The following is a 21,599-nucleotide window of genomic DNA, read 5'->3' on the forward strand; positions in this document are numbered from 1 at the left end:
CCAAGGATTATTGCGCCTGGCTCACCGAGGACATGTGGAAGTCGGGGATCCGCAGCGGCGGCATCGTCACCCGCGTCACCCAGTCGCCCCATTCCCTGGGCAGCGTACGGTCCGTGGCGCCAGCCTCGGTGGCCCGCCGCAGCAAGTCCAATGGGCTCTCGTTGAACCGGAAATTGTTGACGGCGGCCGTCACCTCACCGTCTTCCACGAGGTACACGCCGTCACGGGTCAGACCCGTCAGCAGCAGCACCGCCGGGTCGACCTCGCGGATGTACCACAGTGTTGTCAACAGCAGGCCGCGCTCGGTGCTCGCGATCATGTCCGCCAGGCTGGCGGTGCCGCCGGTCATCAGCAGGTTGTCCGCGGGCACCGCGACCGGCGCGCCGAATTCCGCGGCCGACGCTCGCGGATACGCCAGCGTGCTGATCGTGCCGTCGCGGATCCAGTCCACACGCGCGATGTCCATCCCGTTGTCGAACACCGACTCGCGCTCCGACGACGCCGACGCCGTGACGAACGGTGTGCACGCCAACCCGTCGGCGAACGGGTCGGAATACAGCGTCAGCGGAAGATCGGTGAGCTTCTCCCCTACCCGCGTCCCACCACCGGGAGCCGAGAGTGCGGTGCGGCCCTCCTCGGCGCCGCGGCCGTCCATCGTCCACCACAGGTAGATCATCATGTCCGCCACCGCCGATGGCGGCATGATCGTCTCGTACCGCCCGGCAGGCAGTTCGACGCTGCGCCGCGCCCAGCCCAGGCGCGTGGACAGCCGCTCGAGCATCGAATCCGTTGGCACATCATCGAAGTCGGGGGTGCTGAAACCCACCCACGCGCTGGCGTCGTCACGCTTGCCGTTGATCTCCACCGAGCCGGTCGGCTGGGTATGGCGCCGCCGCAGCCCGGTCGAGGACGCCAGGAACGTCGTCTCGACGTCGTGCCGGGCAAACCCGTACAGCTGATCCGCCCCACTGAATCCCCGCGCCGCGAGACTGCCCGCCACGCCGAGGAAGGCCTCCACGCTCGTGCCCGCCACCGGGTCGTCCCAATCGGCGGATGCATCGCCGGCGGGTAACGGTGGCGCGGCATCTGGAGCCTCGAGCGCCGAGAGCGCCGCCTCCTGCGATGCCGCCACCAGACCGGCGATCGACGACGGGTCCACATCACCGGACCGCACCGACCCGACTCGTGCCGTCTTCCCTTGGCGCACAATCGATATCACTGCGGTACTCCGGCTCATCGATTCGCCGTTGGTGGTCATCGAATTGCCCGCCCAGCGCAACGAAGCGTCCGCGCGGTCGGTCACCAGGACGATGGTCTCGTCGGCCTTGCCGAGCCGGTCGGCCTCGGCCAGCGCAGTATCGACCACCTGCTGTGCTCCGATCACCGACTACCGCCCCGACTCGTCGCGCGTATTGAGCACGTTCACCCCGCGGAACAACGCCGACGGGCAGCCGTGACTGACCGCCGCCACCTGGCCGGGCTGCGCCTTGCCGCAGTTGAACGCACCGCCGAGGCGCCATGTCGACGGCCCGCCGACGGCTTCCATCGATCCCCAGAAGTCGGTCGTGGTCGCCTGGTACGCGACGTCGCGCAGCTGACCGTCGAGGCGGCCGTCGCGAATCCGGAAGAACCGCTGTCCGGTGAACTGAAAGTTGTAGCGCTGCATGTCGATCGACCATGACTTGTCGCCGACGATGTAGATGCCGTCCTGCACCCGGGCGATGAGATCGTCGGTGCTCAGCTCATCGGTACCGGGCTGCAGCGAGACGTTGGCCATCCGCTGAATCGGCACGTGATGCGGCGAGTCGGCATACGAGCAGCCGTTCGAGCGCGCAACACCGAGCCGGGGCGCGAACACCCGATCCAGTTGATAGCCGACGAAGATGCCGTCGCGCACCAGATCCCAGCTCTGCGCGGCCACCCCGTCGTCGTCGTAACCGACACTGGCCAAACCATATTCGACGGTGCGATCGGCGGTGACATTCATCACCGGCGATCCGTAGCGCATGGTGCCCAGCTTGTCGGGGGTCGCGAAGGACGTGCCCGCGTACGCGGACTCGTAGCCGATCGCGCGGTCGTATTCGGTGGCGTGCCCGATGGACTCGTGGATCGTCAACCATAGATTGGTCGGGTCGATCACCAGATCCGTCGGCCCCGCCGAAACGCTGGGCGCCTTTGCCTTTTCAGCCAGCAGGGACGGCAGCTGCGCCAGCTCGTCGGTCCAGTTCCACACGTCGTCGCCCGCGACGACCTCCCAGCCCCGCGCCATCGGCGGCACCAGTGTGCGCATCGTCTCGAACGACCCGGCCGCCGCGTCCACCGTGACGGCGTCCAGCGTCGGCATCAACCGCACCCGCTGCTGCGTGATCGACGAGCCGAACGTATCGGCGTAGAAGGTCTGCTCCTTCATCGCATGGAGCCCGGCCGATACGTGATCCACACCGTCGGCGGCCATCAGCCGGCCGGAGTACTCGCCGAGCACCGCGATCTTGTCCGCCGCGGAGACGGCGAACGGGTCGATGCGGTAGTCGGACACCCAGCTGACATCCGAGTACACCGGCTCGGGCGCCAGTTCGACGTGTTCCGCATTCAACGGCTTCAGCGTGGCCGCGACGTGGACGGCGCGGCGCGCGGTCTCGGCAGCCGTGCCGGGATGCAGCTCGGCGTGCGAGGCGAAGCCCCACGTGCCGTCGACGATGACCCGCACCGCCAGCCCGATCTCGCGGTTGACCACGGCCGCCTCCAGCTCACCGTCGCGCAGCTGGATGTGGTCCGTCGTGATCGCGTGTATGCGCAGGTCGGCGTAGCTGGCTCCGGCGGCCTTCGCCGCAGATAACGCTGCATCGGCCAGCTCATGGCGCGGCAGCTCGAGGAAGTCGGGGTCGACTTGGCGTTGCGCTGTCACGCCACCACCGTAATAGCGGCCGGTCTCACCTCGTGACGGCGCTGGTGCCCAGAATCGTCAACTCCAGCGCGAGCGCCGTCGCGCACACCAGACCGACGATCATGAATGCCCACCAGTCGATCGCCTTCGGGCCCGACGGCGACGCCGAGATCTGTCCCACGCCGCCGCGGGCGGTGATCGCGTCGCCCATCTCGTCAGCCCGTCGCAGTGCAACGGTGACTGCCGCCGCGAGCAGGTCGACAAGCTCGAGCATCCCGGCGCGGAAGCGCCCTCGCCTGGTGGCCGCCTGCTCTTTGGGGCGCAACCTGCGCGCCGCATAGAGGACACGGAACTCGTCGATCAGCATCGGAAATGCGCGCAGCGCCAACGCCAGCGCCACCGCCCACTCATCGACCGGTATGCGCAGCGCCTTCAGCGGCCGGCCCAATTTAGCTACGGCGGGGGCGATCTCGGCGACGTTGGTCGTCCACGACACCATGGCGCCCAGGCCGAGCAGAACGATCGACAACGCCGTGATCCGCAGGAAGTTGAACAGCCCACCCAGTCCGATCTCGACCGAACCGACGTCGATCACGGGGCTGCCACCCGCGAAAGTCGCTGTGAGACCGCCGAAGAACAACAAAATCCAGAGCCAGCCCGGGATGGACGGCAGCACGCCGCGGGGTATCCGAGCGATTCGCGCGGCGATGAGCACCAGCACGGCAACCGCACCGATGGGAACCCACCCCGGATAGAAGGTCATCAGGATGCCGATTGCCGCCACCATGAGCAGTTTCGTTCCGGCCCAGAGCCGGTGGATGGCGCTGTTACCCGGTACGGGGCGCAGCAGCACCACCGGCCTGCGTTGCCGCTTGTTCGCGATCGGCGCGGTCACGATCTGTCTCCCGCCACCGTCGGCGTCGCCGCCACCACCCCGTTTTGCAGATGCAGAGTGCGTGGGCACACGTCCTCGAGGCCCGAGAAGTCGTGGGAGATGATGACGATGGTCAGCCCGAAGTGGCGTCGCAGCTCACCCAGGAGCCGCAGCAGCCCACGCTGACTCGCCGCATCCAGCCCGGCAAGCGGCTCGTCGAGGATGAGCGCACGAGGCTGGCGCGCCAGCAGCCCGGCCAGCACCACACGGCGCATCTGGCCGCCGCTCAGTTGGTCGATGCGCCGCTTCGCCAGCGCCTTGTCCAGGCCGACGGTGGCCAGCGCCTCGCTCACCCGCTTGCGGTCACGCGGGGAGAACCCGGCCGCAGATGCGATCTCGAGATCCACCCGGCCGCGCATCAGCTGCAGGCGGGCCGCCTGGAAGGAGATGGCAACGGCACCAACCTGATCGGACACCGGCGCACCATCGAGCAGACAGCTGCCGCCGGTCGGGACAGTGAGTCCCGCCATGATCCATGCCAACGTCGACTTCCCGGATCCGTTGAGCCCGTGGATCAGCAACCCGTCGCCCTCGTTGACGGTGAAGGTGATGTCGCGCAGCGCCATTGCAGCCCACGGTGTTCCGCTGCCGTATTCGTGATTGACCCCACGGAGTTCGAGCACTGGCTTGTCGGCGTGGTGGTAGCCGGTGACGGTAGCGGGCGGCGCCGACGCGGTTTCCACCATGTCGGTGTTGTCGGCGGCGCCACCGTTGCCGGTCAGATTGACGGCGCGGTCCGCGGCATCCGCCTCGTCGTTGTAGTGGGTGATGTGCACCAGCGACATGTCGTGATGCTTCGTCAACCCGGATAACACCGACATCAGCGCGCCCCGACCCTCCTGGTCGACCATGCTGGTCACCTCGTCGGCGATCAGCAGCGACGGTTCACGGGCCAGCGCCGCCGCGACGGCGAGCCGCTGCAGCTCACCGCCCGACAGACCGCCCGTGTCGCGCTCGGCGAGCCCGTCCAGCCCGACCTCGCCGAGCAGCTTGGGGATGTCCGTGGTCGTCCCCGGCGGCAGGCCCCACACCACGTCGTCGGCGACCCGGGTGCCGAGCACCTGACTCTCGGGGTGCTGCATGATCACCGCCGTACCGCCGAGCCGGCCGAGCCCGACGCCGCCGGGCCGGTCGATGGTGCCCGACGTCGGTTCGCGGCCGGCCAGCATCAGCATCAACGTCGTCTTGCCCGAACCGTTCGCGCCGGTGATCGCGAGATGCTCACCGGGTACGACGTTCAGCGATACCGGACCCAGCGCGTCGTGGTCGGCGTTCGGATAACGGAAGCGGACGTCGTGCAACTGCGTCGGTACAGGGGCGATGGTTCCGGTGTCGGCGGAGGATTCGAGCTTGTGCACGTCGGGGATGGCGACCAGTCGCGACATCACCCGCGACAGCGCCCACCACCCGATGAGCGTGACGAAGACGATGGACCACACCGAGGATGCGAAGAACAGCAACGGCCAATAGTCCAGCGCGGTGGCGAAGTCGCGCTTGAGCTGCTCGGCCAAACCCTCCATTTCGGGGATGCGCGCGATGATCGCGGCGACTCCGTCGACGTTGGCGGTTACCGATTCGAAGATGAGATGGCGCAGGCGCGTCAGGATCGCCAGCGCCGCGACGACGAATACGCCAGAGAGCGCCCCGGCGACCAATGAACACAGGAAGACGGTCAGCGTGCCGCGTCCGCGGCGCTTGATGATGCCGGTCAAGCCACCGATGTAGGCGCAGTTCATGACGGTCATGAAGCCGCCCATGCCGGCGATCAGAAACGCGATGATCGCACCGGCCACAGTGGCGGTGAGCAGCACGCGCAGCCGATAGCGGTAGGCCAGCAAACCCATCGGGACGGTGCCGAGCAACGACAGACCCGCGGCGAACGGAACGACGACGGCAATGATCGCCGTGGCCGCGGACAGCGCCGCGATGACCGACGCCTGGGCCAGTTCACCCGGGCTCAGCGCGCCGGAACGTCGAGTCACGCCCGAATCCCCGGTCACGGCCATTGCACGATTCTGCCAGTCGAATTCTAAGAGCGGTCGTCGCCTTGCTGCGACCAGCAATCGGCCTGCCGCTTCGTTTGAACTGCATAGCAAGGCTATGTAATAGTGGGGTCATGACTCAGACCCTCGGCGCCGACCTGCTGCATGTGGTCGCCCGGATCAACCGACTGGCCACGCAGCGCGCCCGGCTACCCCTGCCCTTCGCGCAGGCGCGGCTGCTGTCGACGATCGAAGACAAGGGGCCGACCCGGATATCGGATCTCGCGGTGCTGGATCACTGCTCGCAACCGACGATGACGACCCAGGTGCGCAGGCTCGAGGACGGGGGTTATGTGTCACGCACCGTCGACCCCGACGATGCGCGGGCCGTGTTGGTCCAGATCACGTCCAAGGGAGTCGAGACGCTGAGGCAGGTGCGCGTGGACCGCGAGGCCGCCATCGAGCCGTACCTGGAGCGTCTGGACGCGTCGGATCGGCAGGCGCTCAGCGAAGCAGTCCGTATATTGCGAGGGCTTCTCGCGGACGCGGCCTCACCCACCGCCGCCAAATAATTCGTGATTTCGGTGTGCTGAGTCGCGCAGAGCGCGACCACCTACACCGAAATCACTCGACCAAAAGGAGCACTTGCCCATATGTGGCGTCAACCCAAAGCTGTTTGGGCCGTTGCCTTCGCGTCCGTCGTCGCGTTCATGGGTATCGGTCTGGTCGACCCGATTCTCAAGCCGATCGCCGACAACCTGAACGCGTCGCCGTCGCAGGTGTCGTTGTTATTCACCAGCTATATGGCGGTGATGGGCGTCGCGATGCTGATCACCGGCGTAGTGGCGAGCCGCATCGGCCCCAAACGCACTCTGCTGCTCGGGCTCGTGGTCATCATCGCGGGTGCCGGCCTGGCCGGCATGTCGGAAACGGTAACCGAAATCGTTGGCTGGCGGGCACTTTGGGGCCTGGGTAACGCGCTGTTCATCGCGACGGCGTTGGCGACGATCGTCAACTCCGCGCGCGGCTCGGTGGCGCAGGCGATCATCCTGTACGAGGCGGCGCTGGGTGTCGGCATCGCGGTCGGCCCGCTGGTCGGCGGTTTGCTCGGATCGATCTCGTGGCGCGGACCGTTCTTCGGGGTGTCGGCGTTGATGGCGTTCGCCGTCGTCGTCACGGCATTCCTGCTGCCGTCCACACCGCCCGCCGGACGTGCGACGACGCTGGCCGACCCGTTCCGTGCGCTGCGCCACCGCGGTCTGCTCGGCGTCGCAATCACCGCGCTGCTGTACAACTTCGGCTTCTTCACGCTGCTGGCCTTCACACCGTTTCCGCTCGACATGAGCGCGCACGAGATCGGGCTGATCTTCTTCGGTTGGGGTGTCGCGCTGGCGTTCACGTCGGTGGTCGTCGCGCCGCGGCTGCAACGCCGCTTCGGGACCGTGCCGACGCTGCTCGTGAATCTCTTGGCCATGACCGCGACTCTGGCGGCGATGGCCGTCGCCACCGAGAACAAGACCGTGCTGGCGACGTGTGTGGTGGTGGCGGGATTGTTCATCGGTGTCAACAACACGTTGATCACCGAGACCGTGATGAAGGCTGCGCCGGTCGAAAGAGGCGTCGCCTCAGCGGCTTACAGCTTCGTACGCTTCTCCGGTGCCGCATTGGCGCCGTGGCTCGCCGGCGTGCTCGGCGAACGGGTCAACGTCCATGCCCCGTACTGGGTCGGTGCGGCGGCGGTGCTGCTGGCAGCGGGTGTCCTGGCAATCAGCCGCTCCCATCTGACGGGTATCGACGCCGAGGAGAAACTCGACGAGGTCAGTGAGGCGACCGCGATCACCGTCGGCAGCGACAGCTGAGATCCATCACTCCATGGCGAACGCATAGAACTGCGTCGTCTGGTCATCCGAGAAGTTGTCATCTGTGACGAGCACTACGACCTGCCTGCCGTCCGACAGCCTGGGGCCCAACGTGATTCCCTCGACGTTGTCCAGATTCTGCACCTGGGGAATCGTCGACAGATCGGCCACCAGAATCTTGGTCATCGCCGTCGGCGGCGCGTCCGCGAGCGACGGCCTGTCCAAGATGTCGTCGGCGCCGGCGGTGCTGGCCCGGTAGATGCGCGCGACATTGTGGGCGCCGTGCGAGCGTTCGATGACCAGAAAGTTGTCGTCGTCGAGCGCCACGAGATCCGACAGCCCGTTCGCATCGCCGTTCGGCGCGGTGATCGGGTCGAGCGGGTAGGCGTATTGCGCGCTGGCGGTGCCCGTCGAGACGTCGAACCTGGTGACGCGGGTGAGGGCACCGGCCTCGGCGGTCGGCAAACCGCCGTCGTTGAAACCTGGGTCTTCCATTCCCGCGAACAGATAGTTGCCGCTCGGCGTCAACGTCAGCCCCTCGAGACCATTGTTGGTGCGGGGGCCCGTGTCCTGCTGCGATATCCACAGCACGGGTGGCAGGTCGTATTGACCGCGGAACGCACCGTCGAGTCCTGCGACGCGAACCCACGGATCCAACAGCAGCGGCCGGTTCGGATCCTTGACGATCCGCTCGCCCTCGCTGGACCAGTACAGCTGTTGGCGGCGCTCGTCGAACGCGATGCCCTCGGGGTCCGGCGGGATCACCGGAGGCATGGCATCGGGCGACAGCGGGGGAAAAGGTGCGCCGGACCGGTCCAGCAGTGAGGTGGTATCGAGCCACTCGACACCAATCAATCTGTTGTCGCTCAATGTGATTCGGACGGTGTAAAACCTTGCGGGGTTTCTCGCCGAGCGGTCGTCACTGATGATGTAGTAGAGCTGACGGCCCGGGTCATAGGTGATCGCCGAAAGTCCCCCGACCGTCGTGTCATCGAAAAGGTAGCTGGCCGGAAAGTCGACCTGCCCGAGGTAGGTCAAGCCTGTCGACAGCGTGGATGCGGGACTGCAGGCGGAAAGGAACAGGGCGGCCGCCAAAAGGCTGCACCGCAGTCGCATCACGCGATGACTGTACCGACGAGGCTTCCCACTGCGTAGGTGGCCGCGATCGCTATAGCGCCGAATGCCAGCTGCCGCAGAGACCCGAACCACAGCGGCCTCTTGGTGAATCTGGCCGCCAGCCCACCGGCAATGAGCAACCCCAGACCACCACACAGCAGCCCCGGCCACAGCGATTCGACTCCGAGTAGGTACGGGATCAGCGGAATGATCGCACCGATCGCGAACATGACGAACGACGAGCCAGCGGCCACCCAGGGCGACGGCTTCTCACGCGGGTCGACGCCGAGCTCCTGCACGAGGTGGAAGTTCAGAGCGACCTTCTCGTCGCGGTGGACCTCCTCGGCGGCCTTGCTCGCGGTTTCGCGGGTCATCCCCATGTCCATCAGCATCGCCACCAACTCGGCCTTTTCGGCCTGCGGGTGCTTTTCAAACGCGCGTCGCTCGACGATGACCTCGGACTCGATCTGCTCGTTGGCCGTCGCCACCGAGGTGTACTCCCCCAGCGCCATCGAGAACGCGCCGGCCAACAGCCCGGCCACGCCGCTGATCACGACGGTGTGCGCGCTGGCCGCGGCGGCGACACCCGCGATGAGGGCGGTGTTGCTGACAAGGCCGTCCATCGCCCCGAACGTGGCCGCGCGCAGCCAGCCCCCGGTCACATCGGCGTGCCGGTGTGACGACATGTGCGGAACGCCGGTCGGTGCGGACATGGGGTCGATTTAACGCCACCGGTTTCGCCTGGTCTAGCAAGGTTTGGCTACGTTTCTGACATCACAGTTTCGACGGGCCTCCAAAGGGCTACGGTCGAGTAATGACCACCACTGCGGAACATCTACGCAACGCCCTCGACGGCCGCTGGCGCGATGTGAAGAACCAGATGCGCGAGGAACTCTCCAGCGAGGTCTTCAAACCGCACTACACACCGAACACCGTCATCGCCCGCACGAAGGTGGGCGAGCAGTTGAAGATCATGGCCGCACAGGGCGCGGCCGAAGACGGGTTCAAGAAGGAGCACGGCGGCAACGGCGACGTCGGCGCGGCGGTGACCCAGATCGAGATGCTCGCCATGTCCGACCTGTCGCTGATGGTCAAGGCCGGCGTGCAGTGGGGTCTGTTCGGCGGTGCCATCGAGAACCTCGGCACCGAACGCCACCACGAGGCGTTCGTACAGCGGATCATCGACCTGGACCTGCTGGGCTGCTTCGCGATGACCGAGACCGGTCACGGCAGCGACGTGCAGGCGCTGGAGACCACCGCCACCTACGATCCCGCCACGCAAGAATTCGTGATCGACTCCCCCACCCGCACGTCGCGCAAGGACTACATAGGCGGCGCCGCCGAAACAGCCCGTGTCGCAGCGGTTTTCGCACAGCTGATCACTCCCGACGGCGAGGGGCACGGGGTGCACTGTTTCGTGGTGCCGATCCGCGACGACGAGGGCAACGATCTGCCGGGCGTGACCACCAGTGACTGCCACTACAAGGGCGGCTTGCCCGGGGTGGACAACGGACGCATCCAGTTCGACCACGTCCGCATCCCACGCGAGAACCTGCTCAACAAGTACGCCGATGTCGCCGAGGACGGGACGTACACCTCGCCGATCGAAAATCCCAACCGGCGGTTCTTCACGATGCTCGGGACACTGATCCGCGGCAGGGTCACCGTCGGCGGGAGTGCGGGCGCGGCCGCGCGCGTCGCGCTGGACATCGCGACCCGATACGCGTTGGAACGCAGGCAGTTCGAGGCGCCCGGCGCGGACCGCGAGGTGCTGATCATGGACTACCTGGTGCATCAGCGGCGGTTGTTCCCGCTGATCGCGAAGTCCTATGCACTTCAGTTCGCGCAGAACGAGCTCGTCGCCAAGTGTCACGAGTTGCAGACGGCTGACGACCCCGACGCCGAGGAACAGCGTGAGCTCGAGTCGCGGGCGGCAGGATTGAAGGCCGCCAACACCTGGCATGCCACCCGAGCGATCCAGGAGGCGCGTGAAGCCTGCGGTGGCGCAGGTTATCTCGCCGAGAACCGGCTGATCGCGTTGAAGGCCGACACCGACGTGTTCACCACCTTCGAGGGTGACAACCACGTGCTGACCCAGCTCGTCGCCAAAGAACTGCTGACCGCCTACGCCGACGACATCAAGGGCATGAGCCCGGTCGAATGGGTGCGGTTCGCGGCCAACTTCGCCGGCGAGCGGGTGCTCAAACGCACTGCGGCCGAGACGATCATGCAGACCATCCTCGACACCCGGCAGGACAACGAAGAAGAAGGCAGCCTCTTCAACCGCGGCACCCAGGTCAAGATGTTCGAGGACCGCGAGCAGTACATCCTGGCGACGGTGGCCCGACGCCTGCAGGGCAAGTCCAAGGAGATGAGCGCCTTCGATGCGTTCAACTCTGTGCAGGACCACGTGTTGCACGCCGCGCGCGCGCATATAGAGCGCATCATCCTCGAGGCGTTCGTGGCGGGCGTCGACTCGTGCGAGGACGACGAGGCGCGCGAGATCCTCAACATGGTGTGCGACCTGTATGCGCTCTCGGTGATCGAGGAAGACAGAGCCTGGTTCATGGAGCACCGTTTCCTGTCGACCGAACGCGCCAAGGCCGTCACTCGCGGCGTCAACGAGCGGTGCCGCAACCTGCGTCCCTACGCGGAGTTACTGGTCGACGGCTTTGGCATACCGGAGCAGCTTCGCTACGCCGAGATGCTGCATCCGGAAAACATCATCGACACATAGGCACCATCCGCCCCATTGGTGGTGCTGCGCGTCACAATTCCGGCGAATTCTGAGATGCTTCATGGCAGACGCTGACAGAATTCAGCATCGCTGGTCCGAGCGGACCTGCCAGGCACCAGGGGAGGTAATTGATGTTCTCGTTCCGCCCGTCCAGGTTTGGTCTTTCGGTTGCTGTCGTCGCGGCCGCAACCGCGGTCGTCGGTGCCCTCGCGCCGCCGGCCCAGGCCTTCCAAATCCAGAACCATGAGCGCGTCACCCGCGATGCGCTACAACCCCTCGGGGTTGATCAGACTGCGATCGCCCAAATTCTGGTTGGCCCGCCGCCGGGCGCCGGTGCGGTCGGTAGCGACGCGTTCTTCGCCGACGAGTTCCGCCACATCGACGGCGCCAACAATCCCGTCGAGATCTGCAACATGACGCAGGAGGCGTGGAATTTCTTCACGCCGGTCATCCTGGCCGGTGCCCGGCCCGCGGGCCCCGGTGGCAGCGACCTGGTCGACGGTCCGGGCGCCCGCGCCGCCTTCGGCGGGCTCGCGCACGCGGTGCAGGACTTCTACTCCCACTCCAATTGGGTCGAAGACAACATCGCGATCAACCAGCCGGACCGGATGCCGCCCCCGCTGATGCCCACCTGCGACCCTGCAGCCTTCCCGCCGGGCCTGCACACCGGCTACTTCGACGTTTTGGCCAACCACGACGACCTGTTGGGTGGCTGCCCTCCAGGTGGTCCGCCGCCGGGAGTCGTCGAATGCCACTCCACGCTGAACAAGGACGCCTGGAACAGCCCGCGCGGCATGATCCAGGTCCCGGGCAGCAACCCGCCGATCAACAACTTCGATTTGGCGGCGCGATTGGCCACCACCGCGACCGTCGATCTGTACAACCAGATTCGCGAGCTGGTGTCCGCTAACGCCGGACCCTGCGCCGCTGACAACCTGTTCCAGGCCGATCGTCGTCAAGCCTGCTGGTAGTCAATTGCCTCGCATGTACTGGGGCTTCGCGGCGCGAAGCCTCAGTACGCGTAGGTAATCAACTGGCCAGCTCCGCGGTGGCATGACCCACCGGGATGTGCTCCCATGCGTCGAGGTCGGGTTCGAAGGCGTCGGCGAAAGCCTGAGCGATCTGCGTGGCGTATGCGGAATGAGCGATGGCTGCGGCCATCGCGGTTCCGAGGATCCAGGGTGAGGTGCGTCGTATCAACATGCGCTAAAGATTGGGACGCGCGCCTTGGAGAGTTCTTGGCAAGATGGGCGATACCCGACGGCATCATCCGTTCGATGGATCTTGCTCCCCCGGCTGGACTCGAACCAGCAACCCTTCGGTTAACAGCCGAATGCTCTGCCAGTTGAGCTACAGGGGACGGCTCACCCGCGACGTGTTCATCAGCGCGGGCCGAGGCATGACTCTAGCGCACCTCCCGCTCGCATCGCCAATGCGCCTCCGCCCCACACGCACCCAGGGATGTGAGGCAGGATGGTGGAATCGCACCGTCGTCCGGGAGGGGTCTAGTGATCCGGTATGTCGCCGTACTGGCTGTCGGCTACGTGTTGGGTACGAAGGCAGGCCGACGCCGGTATGAACAGATTGCCGGGACATACCGGGCGGTCACCGAGAGCCCGGCCGCCAAAGCGGTGATCGATGCGGGGCGTCGCAAGATCGCGGATCGGGTGTCACCGGACCCACATTTGGTCACGCTGTCAGAGATCGACCACGGAACGACCGTGATCGGGCCGGAGGCCGTGCCGAAGGGCCGGCAGCGCTAGTTAGGGCGCGTATGGCTCGGTGATGGTGCGGCCCGGGATCAGGGGGCCGGTGGAGAAGCCCGCGCCGTTCGATCCGTTGCCGCCTTCGAACCCGAATTCCGGGGTACCGATGTTCACTCCGTTGCCGTTGGAGTAACCCAGGCACTTGCCATCTTCCGCGTTGCCGAACCACGCCAGACAGCCGGGAGGCAGTGCCACATTCTCAATCGCATCGCTTGTCAGCGCGGACGCTGCGAAGGGCGCCGCGACGGCGGCGACCGCAAACGCACCTACGGCAATGAGCCGACGTGCCTGGTTCTTGGTCGATGTCACGAATGAGCCTTTCTTAACCGTTCCCCGACGGTTGATCGCGCGCCTACCCTATCGCGTTACGCGGTGTCACGCAGTGAGGTCGTCGCCGCTGGCCTGTTCCAGCAGGCTGCGGCGATAGGCCTCCATGGCGACCAGGTCCCCGAACAGAGCGTGATACTCGTCGCCCTGCTCAACCGGCGACATGCGCTGCAGCTTGGATTTGACCTCGGCGATCTGCCGTCCGACCCACACTTCCTGCAGCCTCGCCATTACTCCGGCGATGTAGCGCCGCATCTTCTCGTCGTCGTCGACATTGATGGTTTCCACGCCGAGCTCGTTGACCAAGCCCGCGGCTGCCTCGGACCCCGCATGTCCGCGCACCGCATCTATCCACTGCCCGCCGGACTGCCCCGCAGCCACACCCCCTGCGGCGTCGATCGCCTTTCGGACCGCGGCATAGCCGGGGTGGGTGAAGCTCTCGACGGTCAGCGAGTCGAACACCGGACCGGCCAGCGCCGGGTGTTGCAGCGCCGACTTGAGCGCCTCGCGCTGCGGCCACAGCGTCGGATCGGCCGGATCGGGACGCTCTGCCTTGGGCACAGCAGGACGCGCCTGCCGTGGTGCGCCGTGTTCTGCCGCAGCCGCGCGGCGCCGACCACCGCGCTCGGGCATACCGCGCTTCTGCGCTTCCTCGCGCACCCTGCCGATCACCTGCGCGACGTCGGCCCAACCGACCCAGCCCGCCACGCGGCGCGCGTATTCGTCGCGCAACATGCTGTCCTTGATGCCGGCGACCATCGGCACGCATTGCCGCAAGGCGTTCACCCGGCCTTCGGCGCTGTCGAGGTCATGGTCGGCAAGGGCCGTGCGAATGGCGAACTCGAACAGCGGCGTGCGTCGCGCCACCAGATCCCGCAATGCCCCGTCGCCGAAATGGAGCCGGATGTCACACGGATCCATCCCGGCCAATTTCTCCTCTGAGGCCACCGCGACGAACGACTGCCCGGCGAGATTCTGTTCACCCTCGAACGCCTTGACCGCCGCGGCGCGTCCTGCGGCGTCACCGTCGAAAACGTAGATCAGCTCACCGCGAAAGAAGTTGTCGTCCATCATGAGTCGCCGCAACATCGCCAAGTGCTCGTCACCGAAGGCGGTGCCACAGGAGGCGACGGCCGTCGTCACGCCGGACAGGTGCATCGCCATCACGTCGGTGTAGCCCTCGACCACGACCGCCTGGTGTCCCTTGGCGATGTCGCGTTTGGCCAGATCGAGGCCGAACAACACCGACGACTTCTTGTACAGCACGGTCTCCGGGGTGTTGATGTACTTCGCTTCCATCTGGTCGTCGTCGAAGATCCGGCGGGCGCCGAAGCCGATCACTTCCCCACCGCTGGCGCGGATCGGCCACAGCAGGCGACGGTGGAAGCGATCCATCGGGCCGCGTCGGCCCTCGCGAGACAAGCCCGCGGCCTCCAGCTCCTTGAACTCAAAACCCTTGCGCATCAAGTGCTTTGTCAGCGTCTCCCACCCCGACGGGGCGAAACCGCAGCCGAACCTCGCCGCGGCGTCCGCGTCGAAGTTGCGCTCGATCAGGTACTCGCGCGCCGGTGCGGCCTCGTCGGACTTCAGCGCCTCGGCGTAAAACTCCTGGGCGGCGGCGTTGGCCGCCAGCAGCCGGCTGCGACTGCCGCGGTCGCGCTGCACGTTGGTCGTCGAGCCGCCGGTATAGGTGACGGTGTAGCCGACGCGGTCGGCCAGCAGTTCGACGGCCTCGACGAAACTGACATGCTCGATCTTCTGGACGAAGGCATAGACGTCGCCACCCTCGCCGCAGCCGAAGCAGTGGAAGTGCCCGTGGTTGGGCCGCACATGAAACGACGGAGACTTCTCGTCGTGGAACGGGCAGAGGCCCTTCAGCGAGTCCGCACCCGCCCGGCGCAACTGCACGTAGTCGCCGACGACCTCCTCGATGCGTACGCGTTCACGGATGGCCGCGATGTCACGATCGGGGATGCGGCCGGCCACCGGGCCAGTCTAGAGCGCCCGGCGTCGCGCGCGATCAGGCTTAGGCCGGTTCCAAGCGCTCCAATCGCCCCTCGGTGAATGAAGCGACCTGGTCGATGACGACCCTCATCCGGGCGCCGTCGGACTCGGCGGCGTTGTACGCGGGGACGAAGATCGGATCGAGCGTGGCGGGTGCGCCGGCCAGCGTCCACTCCACGACGCGGTGCACGCGTTCGCGCTGTTGTGCCTGGAGTTCCAGGTGCCGTGGATCGGACATGATGAACTGCAGCGCCAAGATCTTGAGCACCGCCACCTCTGCCCTGACCAGCCCCGGCACCCGAAGCTCGGCCTGGTACCGCACCAGCGGCCCCGTTCCGGCCACCTCCCTGGTCGCCGCGATGGCCGCGGACGCGAATCGTCCGACCAGTTCACTGGTCAGTCGCTTGAGCGCGACCGACGCGGCCAATGTGCCGTCGTACTTGCCGACGGCCGCGACGACGGGCAGATTCGACAGCCGGCCTGCGGCGGCCACCAGATCGTCGGAGCGCAGTCCGGCCCCCATCCCGCTCGATTCGCCGAGGCGCCCCAGCACAGTGGCCGCGTCGTCATCGGCCAGCACCCGCATGTCGATACGGCCCGAGACGACACCGTCCTCGACGTCGTGCACCGAGTAGGCCACGTCGTCGGCCCAGTCCATGACCTGCGCCTCCAGGCACGGCTTTTCCTCCGGCACACCCGAGCGCAGCCAGTCCGCGGCGGCCGCGTCGTCCTCGTAAAACCCGAACTTGCGCCGCTGACCGCCGCGGCGCCACGGATACTTCGTCACCGCATCCAGCCCCGCGCGAGTGAGGTTCAATCCGGCGCTGTGACCTTGCGGGCCAAGAACTTTGGGTTCCAGCCGGGTCAGGATACGGAAGTTCTGCGCATTCGCCTCGAAGCCGCCGCATTCCGCGGCGATCTCGTCGAGGGCGCGTTCGCCGTTGTGACCGTACGGTGGATGGCCGATGTCGTGGGCCAGCCCGGCCATGTCGACGAGGTCGGGGTCGCAGCCCAGACCGATGGCCATACCGCGGCCGATCTGCGCCACCTCCAACGAATGGGTCAACCGGGTGCGCGGCGTCTCCCCTTGGCGCGGCCCCACCACCTGGGTCTTGTCGGCCAGCCTGCGTAGCGCGGCGCAATGCAGCACCCGGGCGCGGTCGCGCGCGAAATCGGTGCGGTGCTCGGTGTCGGTGCCCGGCAACGCGGCAGCTTTCGGCGGCTCGACCACCAGCCGCTCGCGGTCGAACTTGTCGTAGAGATCCTGATTCGCTGCCACCGCCGCACAGTCTGCCAGTACTAGATTGACGACCATGCGCATCGCCCGCTTGCTCAGCGTCGTGCTCGCAATGCTGACCGCCGCCCTCGTACTCGCTCCGGCCACTGCCGCCGAACCACCCTTCCGCGTGCCGGACTACGTCACCGACCGGTCAGACGTGCTGTCAGCCGATCAACGTGCGCAGGTCGAGGGTGCGGTGGACAACCTATACAACGAGCGCCGCGTCCGACTGTGGGTCGTCTACGTCGACAGTTTCGACCAGGATCCGGTCGGCTGGGCCCGCGTCACGATGCAGATCAGCAGCTTCGGCGACTACGACGCACTGTTGGCAGTCGCCACCGTCGAACGGTCCTACGCGTTCCTCGTGCCGTCGACCGTGGCCAGCCAGTCCGAGGCGAGCGCATTGCAGCGCAACGAGATCGAGCCGCAATTGCGGCAGAGAGACTGGGCGGGTGCCGCGGTGGCCGCCGCAGACGGGTTGGTCACGCCATCGGCGGCGACGCCCGGCGCGGCCATCTCGTGGCTGGGGATAGTCATCGTGCTGCTGATCATCGCGGTGATCGTGCTTGCGCTCGTCCTGTGGTCGCGGCGGCGGCGGCGCCAGCGGCGCGAAGCCGAGTTCGCGGCGGCCAAGCGGGTGGATCCGTCCGACCCCAACGCGTTGGCCGCTGTCCCGATCGACGCGCTCGATGATCTGTCCAAGATGATGGTGGTCGACGTCGACAACGCGCTACGAACCAGCGACAGCGAATTGGCTTTGGCTGTTGAAGAATTCGGCACCGCGCAGACCGAATCGTTCAGTCGCGCCGTCAGCAACGCCAGGACGACGCTGGCGCAAGCGTTCAACGTCCGGCAGATCCTCGACGACTCCATCCCCGAGACACAGGCACAGCGCCGCGACCTGCTGACCCGCGTGGTCGTCGCCGCCGCCAAGGCCGACCGCGAACTGGAGGCGCAATCAGAGGCCTTCGACAAACTGCGCGATCTGGTGATCAACGCACCGACCAGGCTGGACACCCTGACCCAACAGATGGTCGACCTCACCGCCCGGCTCGAGCCGTCGGAACAAGCGCTGGCAACGCTGCACAACCAATTCGACGCTGCCGCACTGACTTCGGTTGCCGAGAATGTAAGCACCGCACGGCAGCGGTTGGGTTTCGCGGATCAGAACATCACCACCGCCCGTAACCTCGTCGCCCGGCCGGTGGGCCAGCAAATGGGTCTGGTCGACGCCATCCGCGCCGCGGAATCGTCGCTGGGACAGGCGCGTTCGCTGTTGGATGCGATCGACAGCGCAGGTGTCGACATCAACCGCGCCGTCGCGGCGCTCCCCGACGCCATCGCCGACGTCCAGAACGGTGTCAACCAGGCCAACGGACTACTACAGCAGGGCAAGACCACTCACCAGGCTGAGCTCACCGCGGCGCGCGACCAGGCCGCGGCCGGTATCGCCGACGCGCAAAAGAACGGCGGCACCGACCCGCTGGGCGCGTTCACGCGTCTGACCAGAGCCGACGCCGAGCTGGATCGGCTGCTGGCTACGGTTCTCGAGGAACAAGAAGCCATCAAACGCCTCGGCAGGGCATTCGATCAGGCGCTGTTCTCCGCTCAGTCTCGCGTCCGGGGCGTGTCGGACTTCATCGACACGCGCCGCGGCAGCATCGGGCCGGAGGCCCGCACCAGGCTCGCCGAAGCCGTCCGCCAGCTGCAGGCCGCGCAGGACAAGCGGGCGACGAACATCAGCGAGGCGATCGCTCACGCCAACGGCGCCGACATGCTGGCCGGGCAGGCGCAGACGCTGGCGAGCAACGACGTCGCGGCCGCGCAGCGGCACTACACGTCGGGCTGGGGCGGCGGCGGCAGCGGCTCCAATATGGGCGGTGTTATCGGCGGCATCATCATCGGCAACATCCTCAGCGGCGCGCTGCGCGGCGGCTTCAGCGGCGGTTTCGGCGGCGGGCTTGGGATGGGCCGGTCAACGTCGTTCGGCGGGTCGTCACGATCGTCGGGCCGCAGCTACAGCGGCGGCGGCGGCCGCTTCTAGGCGCCCTTGAGCCGGATAGCGAGATAATCGCTGACGGCGTCGAGTGCCACGCGCTCCTGAGTCATGGCGTCGCGTTCGCGGATCGTCACGGCCTGGTCCTCGAGAGTGTCGAAATCGACCGTCACGCAGAACGGTGTGCCGATCTCGTCCTGGCGGCGGTAGCGCCGTCCGATGGCGCCCGCATCGTCGAACTCGACGTTCCAGGACTTGCGGAGCTCGGCGGCGAGATCACGCGCCTTCGGCGACAGCTGCTCGTTGCGTGACAGCGGCAGCACCGCGGCCTTGACCGGAGCCAACCGCGGATCGAGCCGGAGCACGGTGCGCTTGTCCACACCGCCCTTGGCGTTGGGCGCCTCGTCTTCGCGATACGCATCGACCAGGAACGCCATCAGCGACCGCGTCAGGCCGGCTGCGGGTTCGATGACGTAGGGCACGTACCTGGTTTCGGTCGCCTGGTCGTAGAACGACAGATCAACGCCGGAATGCTTTGAGTGCGTGGACAAGTCGAAGTTGGTCCGGTTCGCCACACCTTCGAGCTCACCCCACGGGTTGCCCTGGAAGCCGAACTTGTACTCGATGTCGACGGTTCTGTCGCTGTAGTGCGACAGCTTCTCCTTCGGATGCTCGTAGAGCCGCAGGTTGTCGCGGTCGATGCCGAGATCGACGTACCACTGCAGCCGCGTGTCGATCCAGTACTGGTGCCATTCGGGGGCGCTGTCGGGTTCGACGAAGAACTCCATCTCCATCTGTTCGAACTCGCGGGTGCGGAAGATGAAGTTGCCCGGCGTGATCTCGTTGCGGAAGCTCTTGCCGATCTGGCCGATGCCGAATGGCGGCTTCTTCCGCGCGGTGGTGACGACGTTCGCGAAGTTGACGAAGATGCCCTGCGCAGTCTCTGGACGCAGATAGTGCAGGCCCTCCTCGGTCTCGATCGGGCCGAGGTAGGTCTTGAGCATCATGTTGAAGTCGCGCGGCTCGGTCCACTGCCCCTTGGTGCCGCAGTCCGGGCACGCGATCTCCGACATCGGCACGGTGTCTGGATCAACGGCGGTGTCGCGCGTCCCCTTCTTCTCGGCGTACGCCTCCTGCATGTGGTCCTGACGGTGGCGCTTGTGGCAGTTCAGGCACTCGACGAGCGGGTCGTTGAACACCTCGACGTGCCCCGAGGCCACCCACACCTCGCGGGGCAGGATGATCGCGCTGTCCAAGCCGACGACGTCGTCGCGACCGGTGACGACCGAACGCCACCACTGGCGCTTGATGTTCTCCTTGAGCTCCACTCCGAGTGGGCCGTAATCCCACGCCGACTTGGTGCCTCCATAGATCTCGCCGGACTGGAAGACGAGTCCACGACGCTTGGCGAGGTTGGCGACGGTGTCGATGATGGAAGCCACGGGATAACACCCTAGCGAGAAGCGCGCACACGGTTGACATGCGGAAGTCTGCATGTATTCTGGGCGCCATAATGAAAACGGTTTCTACTTTCGCCGAAGATCCCGTCGAGAACGGTCACGATCACAGTGGCGAGCCGTTTCCCGAGCTGCCGCCCCGCGACGTGCTCGACACGTCCGGCGACCTGTTGCGGGCGTTGGCCGCCCCGGTGCGCATTGCGATCGTGCTGCAACTGCGCGAGTCGGCGCGCTGTGTCCACGAACTCGTCGACGCGCTGGCGGTGCCCCAACCGCTGGTCAGCCAGCATCTGCGGATCCTCAAGTCCGCCGGGGTGGTGGCGGGCTCGCGGTCGGGACGAGAGGTGATGTACCGCCTGGTCGATCACCACCTGGCCGACATCGTCGTCGCAGCCGTGACGCACGCTGCGGAGGGCCACCAGTGACGGGGCCCGCGCCGGCCGCTACCGGAGTCCGCTCCACCCGGCAGCGCGCCGCGATCGCCGCACTACTGGACAAGCTCGACGAATTTCGATCCGCCCAGGAGTTACACGACGAATTGCGCAGGCGCGGTGAGGGTATCGGGCTCACCACCGTCTACCGCACCCTGCAGCAGATGGCCGCCGCCGGCGTCGTCGACGCGCTGCGCACCGACACCGGCGAGGCCGTGTACCGGCGCTGCTCCGACGGCCATCATCACCATCTGGTGTGCCGGGCGTGCGGTTCGACAGTCGAGGTACAGGGCGATCAGGTCGAGACGTGGGCGACCGAAGTCGCCCGCAAGCACGGCTTCTCTGACATCAGTCACACGATCGAGATTTTCGGTCTGTGCGGGGCATGCACGAGCGCCAAGCCGTCAGGTTAGGGCGCGCCGCACGTCGGAACCGGTGGCCAGCACCATCAGGATCAGCGTGCGCAACGCTGCGTCAGTGAGACCCGCTGCGGGAAAGTTGTAGCGCAGCAACACATCCGCGACCTTCTTGGAGTTCCGCTTGGCTCCGGCCGCGACCTCTTTGTGGCCGCTCTTGCTCGCCAGTGACACAGTGCCCAGCAGGGTGTTGTGCGCGTGATCGGCCACCGCCGCACGGAGTTTGGCGTCCAGCGGCAGGTCCCACGCCAAGATCTGGGTGAGCGACACCAGCTCCAGACCTTCGGCGATCTCGACCACCCGCAGCGATGCGACCGTGCCATCGTGGTGCAGGGTGATCGCGCCGTCCTCTTCCCGACTCAGCGTCACCACCTCGCCGAGGACGGCGGCCAGGCGATCCTGCATGGACAT

Annotated in this window: 20 protein-coding genes and 1 tRNA gene; 8 read left to right on the forward strand and 13 right to left on the reverse strand. The window is 66.6% G+C overall.

The features are described from left to right. Positions 1-7 precede the first annotated feature (7 nt). From G6N42_RS10845 to G6N42_RS10860, 4 genes are read right to left on the reverse strand one after another with little or no spacing between them, the layout of a single operon-like run. Positions 8-1,384 carry a TldD/PmbA family protein gene (locus G6N42_RS10845; RefSeq protein ID WP_163729512.1) on the reverse strand — a complete coding sequence of 459 codons (1,377 nt, stop codon included), beginning with the start codon at positions 1,382-1,384 and terminating at the stop codon, positions 8-10. 3 nt (positions 1,385-1,387) lie between these two features. After that, the gene (locus G6N42_RS10850; RefSeq protein ID WP_163729514.1) at positions 1,388-2,905 is read right to left on the reverse strand and encodes a TldD/PmbA family protein; all 1,518 of its coding nucleotides are present in this window, start codon (positions 2,903-2,905) and stop codon (positions 1,388-1,390) included. 25 nt (positions 2,906-2,930) lie between these two features. After that, the gene (locus tag G6N42_RS10855) at positions 2,931-3,779 is read right to left on the reverse strand and encodes a CbiQ family ECF transporter T component (RefSeq protein ID WP_163729516.1); all 849 of its coding nucleotides are present in this window, start codon (positions 3,777-3,779) and stop codon (positions 2,931-2,933) included. After that, complete coding sequence (locus G6N42_RS10860) at positions 3,776-5,824, reverse strand: ATP-binding cassette domain-containing protein (protein ID WP_163729518.1); 2,049 nt, start codon at positions 5,822-5,824, stop codon at positions 3,776-3,778. Before G6N42_RS10860 ends, G6N42_RS10855 begins: the two co-directional genes overlap by 4 nt. 110 nt (positions 5,825-5,934) lie before the next feature. On the opposite strand from G6N42_RS10860, the gene G6N42_RS10865 reads away from it, so the two are divergent. Together G6N42_RS10865 and G6N42_RS10870 are read left to right on the forward strand one after the other, a co-directional pair. Next, a complete protein-coding gene (locus tag G6N42_RS10865; RefSeq protein WP_163729521.1) occupies positions 5,935-6,372 on the forward strand; it encodes a MarR family winged helix-turn-helix transcriptional regulator in 438 nt (145 codons plus the stop codon). Positions 6,373-6,453: 81 nt separating this feature from the next. Next, positions 6,454-7,659 (forward strand): MFS transporter, encoded by a 1,206-nt coding sequence (locus G6N42_RS10870; protein ID WP_163729524.1) that lies wholly within the window; start codon positions 6,454-6,456, stop codon positions 7,657-7,659. Between the two features lie 6 nt (positions 7,660-7,665). Here the strand turns inward: G6N42_RS10870 and G6N42_RS10875 are convergent, their stop codons facing one another. Both G6N42_RS10875 and G6N42_RS10880 read right to left on the reverse strand, forming a co-directional pair. Continuing rightward, entirely contained in the window at positions 7,666-8,775 is a 1,110-nt protein-coding gene (locus G6N42_RS10875; RefSeq protein ID WP_163737305.1) for an esterase-like activity of phytase family protein, read from the reverse strand. Then, positions 8,775-9,488: a VIT1/CCC1 transporter family protein gene (locus tag G6N42_RS10880; protein ID WP_163729526.1), complete on the reverse strand. Its 714-nt coding sequence runs from the start codon at positions 9,486-9,488 to the stop codon at positions 8,775-8,777. Before G6N42_RS10880 ends, G6N42_RS10875 begins: the two co-directional genes overlap by 1 nt. A gap of 101 nt (positions 9,489-9,589) precedes the next feature. Between G6N42_RS10880 and G6N42_RS10885 the strand changes: the two genes are divergently transcribed. Further along, complete coding sequence (locus tag G6N42_RS10885) at positions 9,590-11,512, forward strand: acyl-CoA dehydrogenase family protein (RefSeq protein ID WP_163729527.1); 1,923 nt, start codon at positions 9,590-9,592, stop codon at positions 11,510-11,512. A gap of 131 nt (positions 11,513-11,643) precedes the next feature. Beyond that, on the forward strand, positions 11,644-12,483 hold the full coding sequence (locus tag G6N42_RS10890; protein ID WP_163729529.1) for a hypothetical protein: 840 nt from the start codon (positions 11,644-11,646) through the stop codon (positions 12,481-12,483). Between the two features lie 58 nt (positions 12,484-12,541). Here G6N42_RS10890 and G6N42_RS10895 read toward each other — a convergent pair whose 3' ends face one another. After that, on the reverse strand, positions 12,542-12,715 hold the full coding sequence (locus G6N42_RS10895) for a thiazole synthase (protein WP_163729531.1): 174 nt from the start codon (positions 12,713-12,715) through the stop codon (positions 12,542-12,544). Between the two features lie 84 nt (positions 12,716-12,799). After that, a tRNA-Asn gene (locus tag G6N42_RS10900) sits at positions 12,800-12,872 on the reverse strand. A 148-nt stretch (positions 12,873-13,020) separates the two neighbouring features. On the opposite strand from G6N42_RS10900, the gene G6N42_RS10905 reads away from it, so the two are divergent. Next, positions 13,021-13,275: a hypothetical protein gene (locus tag G6N42_RS10905; RefSeq protein ID WP_163729533.1), complete on the forward strand. Its 255-nt coding sequence runs from the start codon at positions 13,021-13,023 to the stop codon at positions 13,273-13,275. On the opposite strand, the gene G6N42_RS10910 is transcribed toward G6N42_RS10905, so the two are convergent. From G6N42_RS10910 to G6N42_RS10920, 3 genes are all read right to left on the reverse strand, one after another. Next, entirely contained in the window at positions 13,276-13,587 is a 312-nt protein-coding gene (locus G6N42_RS10910) for a DUF7155 family protein (RefSeq protein ID WP_163729535.1), read from the reverse strand. A 66-nt stretch (positions 13,588-13,653) separates the two neighbouring features. After that, positions 13,654-15,591 carry a DNA primase gene (gene dnaG / locus G6N42_RS10915; RefSeq protein WP_163729537.1) on the reverse strand — a complete coding sequence of 646 codons (1,938 nt, stop codon included), beginning with the start codon at positions 15,589-15,591 and terminating at the stop codon, positions 13,654-13,656. 40 nt (positions 15,592-15,631) lie between these two features. Then, entirely contained in the window at positions 15,632-16,924 is a 1,293-nt protein-coding gene (locus G6N42_RS10920) for a deoxyguanosinetriphosphate triphosphohydrolase (RefSeq protein WP_434059575.1), read from the reverse strand. On the opposite strand from G6N42_RS10920, the gene G6N42_RS10925 reads away from it, so the two are divergent. Then, positions 16,923-18,932 (forward strand): TPM domain-containing protein, encoded by a 2,010-nt coding sequence (locus tag G6N42_RS10925; protein ID WP_163729541.1) that lies wholly within the window; start codon positions 16,923-16,925, stop codon positions 18,930-18,932. The genes G6N42_RS10920 and G6N42_RS10925 overlap by 2 nt on opposite strands. On the opposite strand, the gene G6N42_RS10930 is transcribed toward G6N42_RS10925, so the two are convergent. Then, positions 18,929-20,380: a glycine--tRNA ligase gene (locus G6N42_RS10930; RefSeq protein ID WP_163729543.1), complete on the reverse strand. Its 1,452-nt coding sequence runs from the start codon at positions 20,378-20,380 to the stop codon at positions 18,929-18,931. The genes G6N42_RS10925 and G6N42_RS10930 overlap by 4 nt on opposite strands. A 17-nt stretch (positions 20,381-20,397) precedes the next feature. Here G6N42_RS10930 and G6N42_RS10935 point away from each other — a divergent pair, with 17 nt between their 5' ends. Both G6N42_RS10935 and G6N42_RS10940 read left to right on the forward strand, forming a co-directional pair. Beyond that, positions 20,398-20,766 carry an ArsR/SmtB family transcription factor gene (locus G6N42_RS10935; protein ID WP_163729545.1) on the forward strand — a complete coding sequence of 123 codons (369 nt, stop codon included), beginning with the start codon at positions 20,398-20,400 and terminating at the stop codon, positions 20,764-20,766. After that, a complete protein-coding gene (locus tag G6N42_RS10940) occupies positions 20,763-21,185 on the forward strand; it encodes a Fur family transcriptional regulator (protein WP_163729547.1) in 423 nt (140 codons plus the stop codon). Before G6N42_RS10935 ends, G6N42_RS10940 begins: the two co-directional genes overlap by 4 nt. On the opposite strand, the gene G6N42_RS10945 is transcribed toward G6N42_RS10940, so the two are convergent. Beyond that, positions 21,177-21,599 carry a hypothetical protein gene (locus G6N42_RS10945; protein WP_163737307.1) on the reverse strand — a complete coding sequence of 141 codons (423 nt, stop codon included), beginning with the start codon at positions 21,597-21,599 and terminating at the stop codon, positions 21,177-21,179. The two genes, G6N42_RS10940 and G6N42_RS10945, sit on opposite strands and share 9 nt — an antisense overlap.

This window comes from Mycobacterium gallinarum (assembly GCF_010726765.1).
Lineage (GTDB): Bacteria > Actinomycetota > Actinomycetes > Mycobacteriales > Mycobacteriaceae > Mycobacterium > Mycobacterium gallinarum.

Excerpts from the sequence above, each read along its gene's own strand:
- G6N42_RS10925 (WP_163729541.1), top strand. The coding sequence starts at position 16,923 with ATGCGCATCGCCCGCTTGCTCAGCGTCGTGCTCGCAATGCTGACCGCC.
- G6N42_RS10865 (WP_163729521.1), top strand. The coding sequence starts at position 5,935 with ATGACTCAGACCCTCGGCGCCGACCTGCTGCATGTGGTCGCCCGGATC.
- G6N42_RS10930 (WP_163729543.1), bottom strand. The coding sequence starts at position 20,380 with ATGCAGACTTCCGCATGTCAACCGTGTGCGCGCTTCTCGCTAGGGTGT.
- G6N42_RS10935 (WP_163729545.1), top strand. The coding sequence starts at position 20,398 with ATGAAAACGGTTTCTACTTTCGCCGAAGATCCCGTCGAGAACGGTCAC.
- G6N42_RS10860 (WP_163729518.1), bottom strand. The coding sequence starts at position 5,824 with ATGGCCGTGACCGGGGATTCGGGCGTGACTCGACGTTCCGGCGCGCTG.
- G6N42_RS10895 (WP_163729531.1), bottom strand. The coding sequence starts at position 12,715 with ATGTTGATACGACGCACCTCACCCTGGATCCTCGGAACCGCGATGGCC.
- G6N42_RS10945 (WP_163737307.1), bottom strand. The coding sequence starts at position 21,599 with ATGTCCATGCAGGATCGCCTGGCCGCCGTCCTCGGCGAGGTGGTGACG.
- G6N42_RS10885 (WP_163729527.1), top strand. The coding sequence starts at position 9,590 with ATGACCACCACTGCGGAACATCTACGCAACGCCCTCGACGGCCGCTGG.
- G6N42_RS10880 (WP_163729526.1), bottom strand. The coding sequence starts at position 9,488 with ATGTCCGCACCGACCGGCGTTCCGCACATGTCGTCACACCGGCACGCC.
- G6N42_RS10875 (WP_163737305.1), bottom strand. The coding sequence starts at position 8,775 with ATGCGACTGCGGTGCAGCCTTTTGGCGGCCGCCCTGTTCCTTTCCGCC.
- G6N42_RS10920 (WP_434059575.1), bottom strand. The coding sequence starts at position 16,924 with ATGGTCGTCAATCTAGTACTGGCAGACTGTGCGGCGGTGGCAGCGAAT.
- G6N42_RS10890 (WP_163729529.1), top strand. The coding sequence starts at position 11,644 with ATGTTCTCGTTCCGCCCGTCCAGGTTTGGTCTTTCGGTTGCTGTCGTC.
- G6N42_RS10870 (WP_163729524.1), top strand. The coding sequence starts at position 6,454 with ATGTGGCGTCAACCCAAAGCTGTTTGGGCCGTTGCCTTCGCGTCCGTC.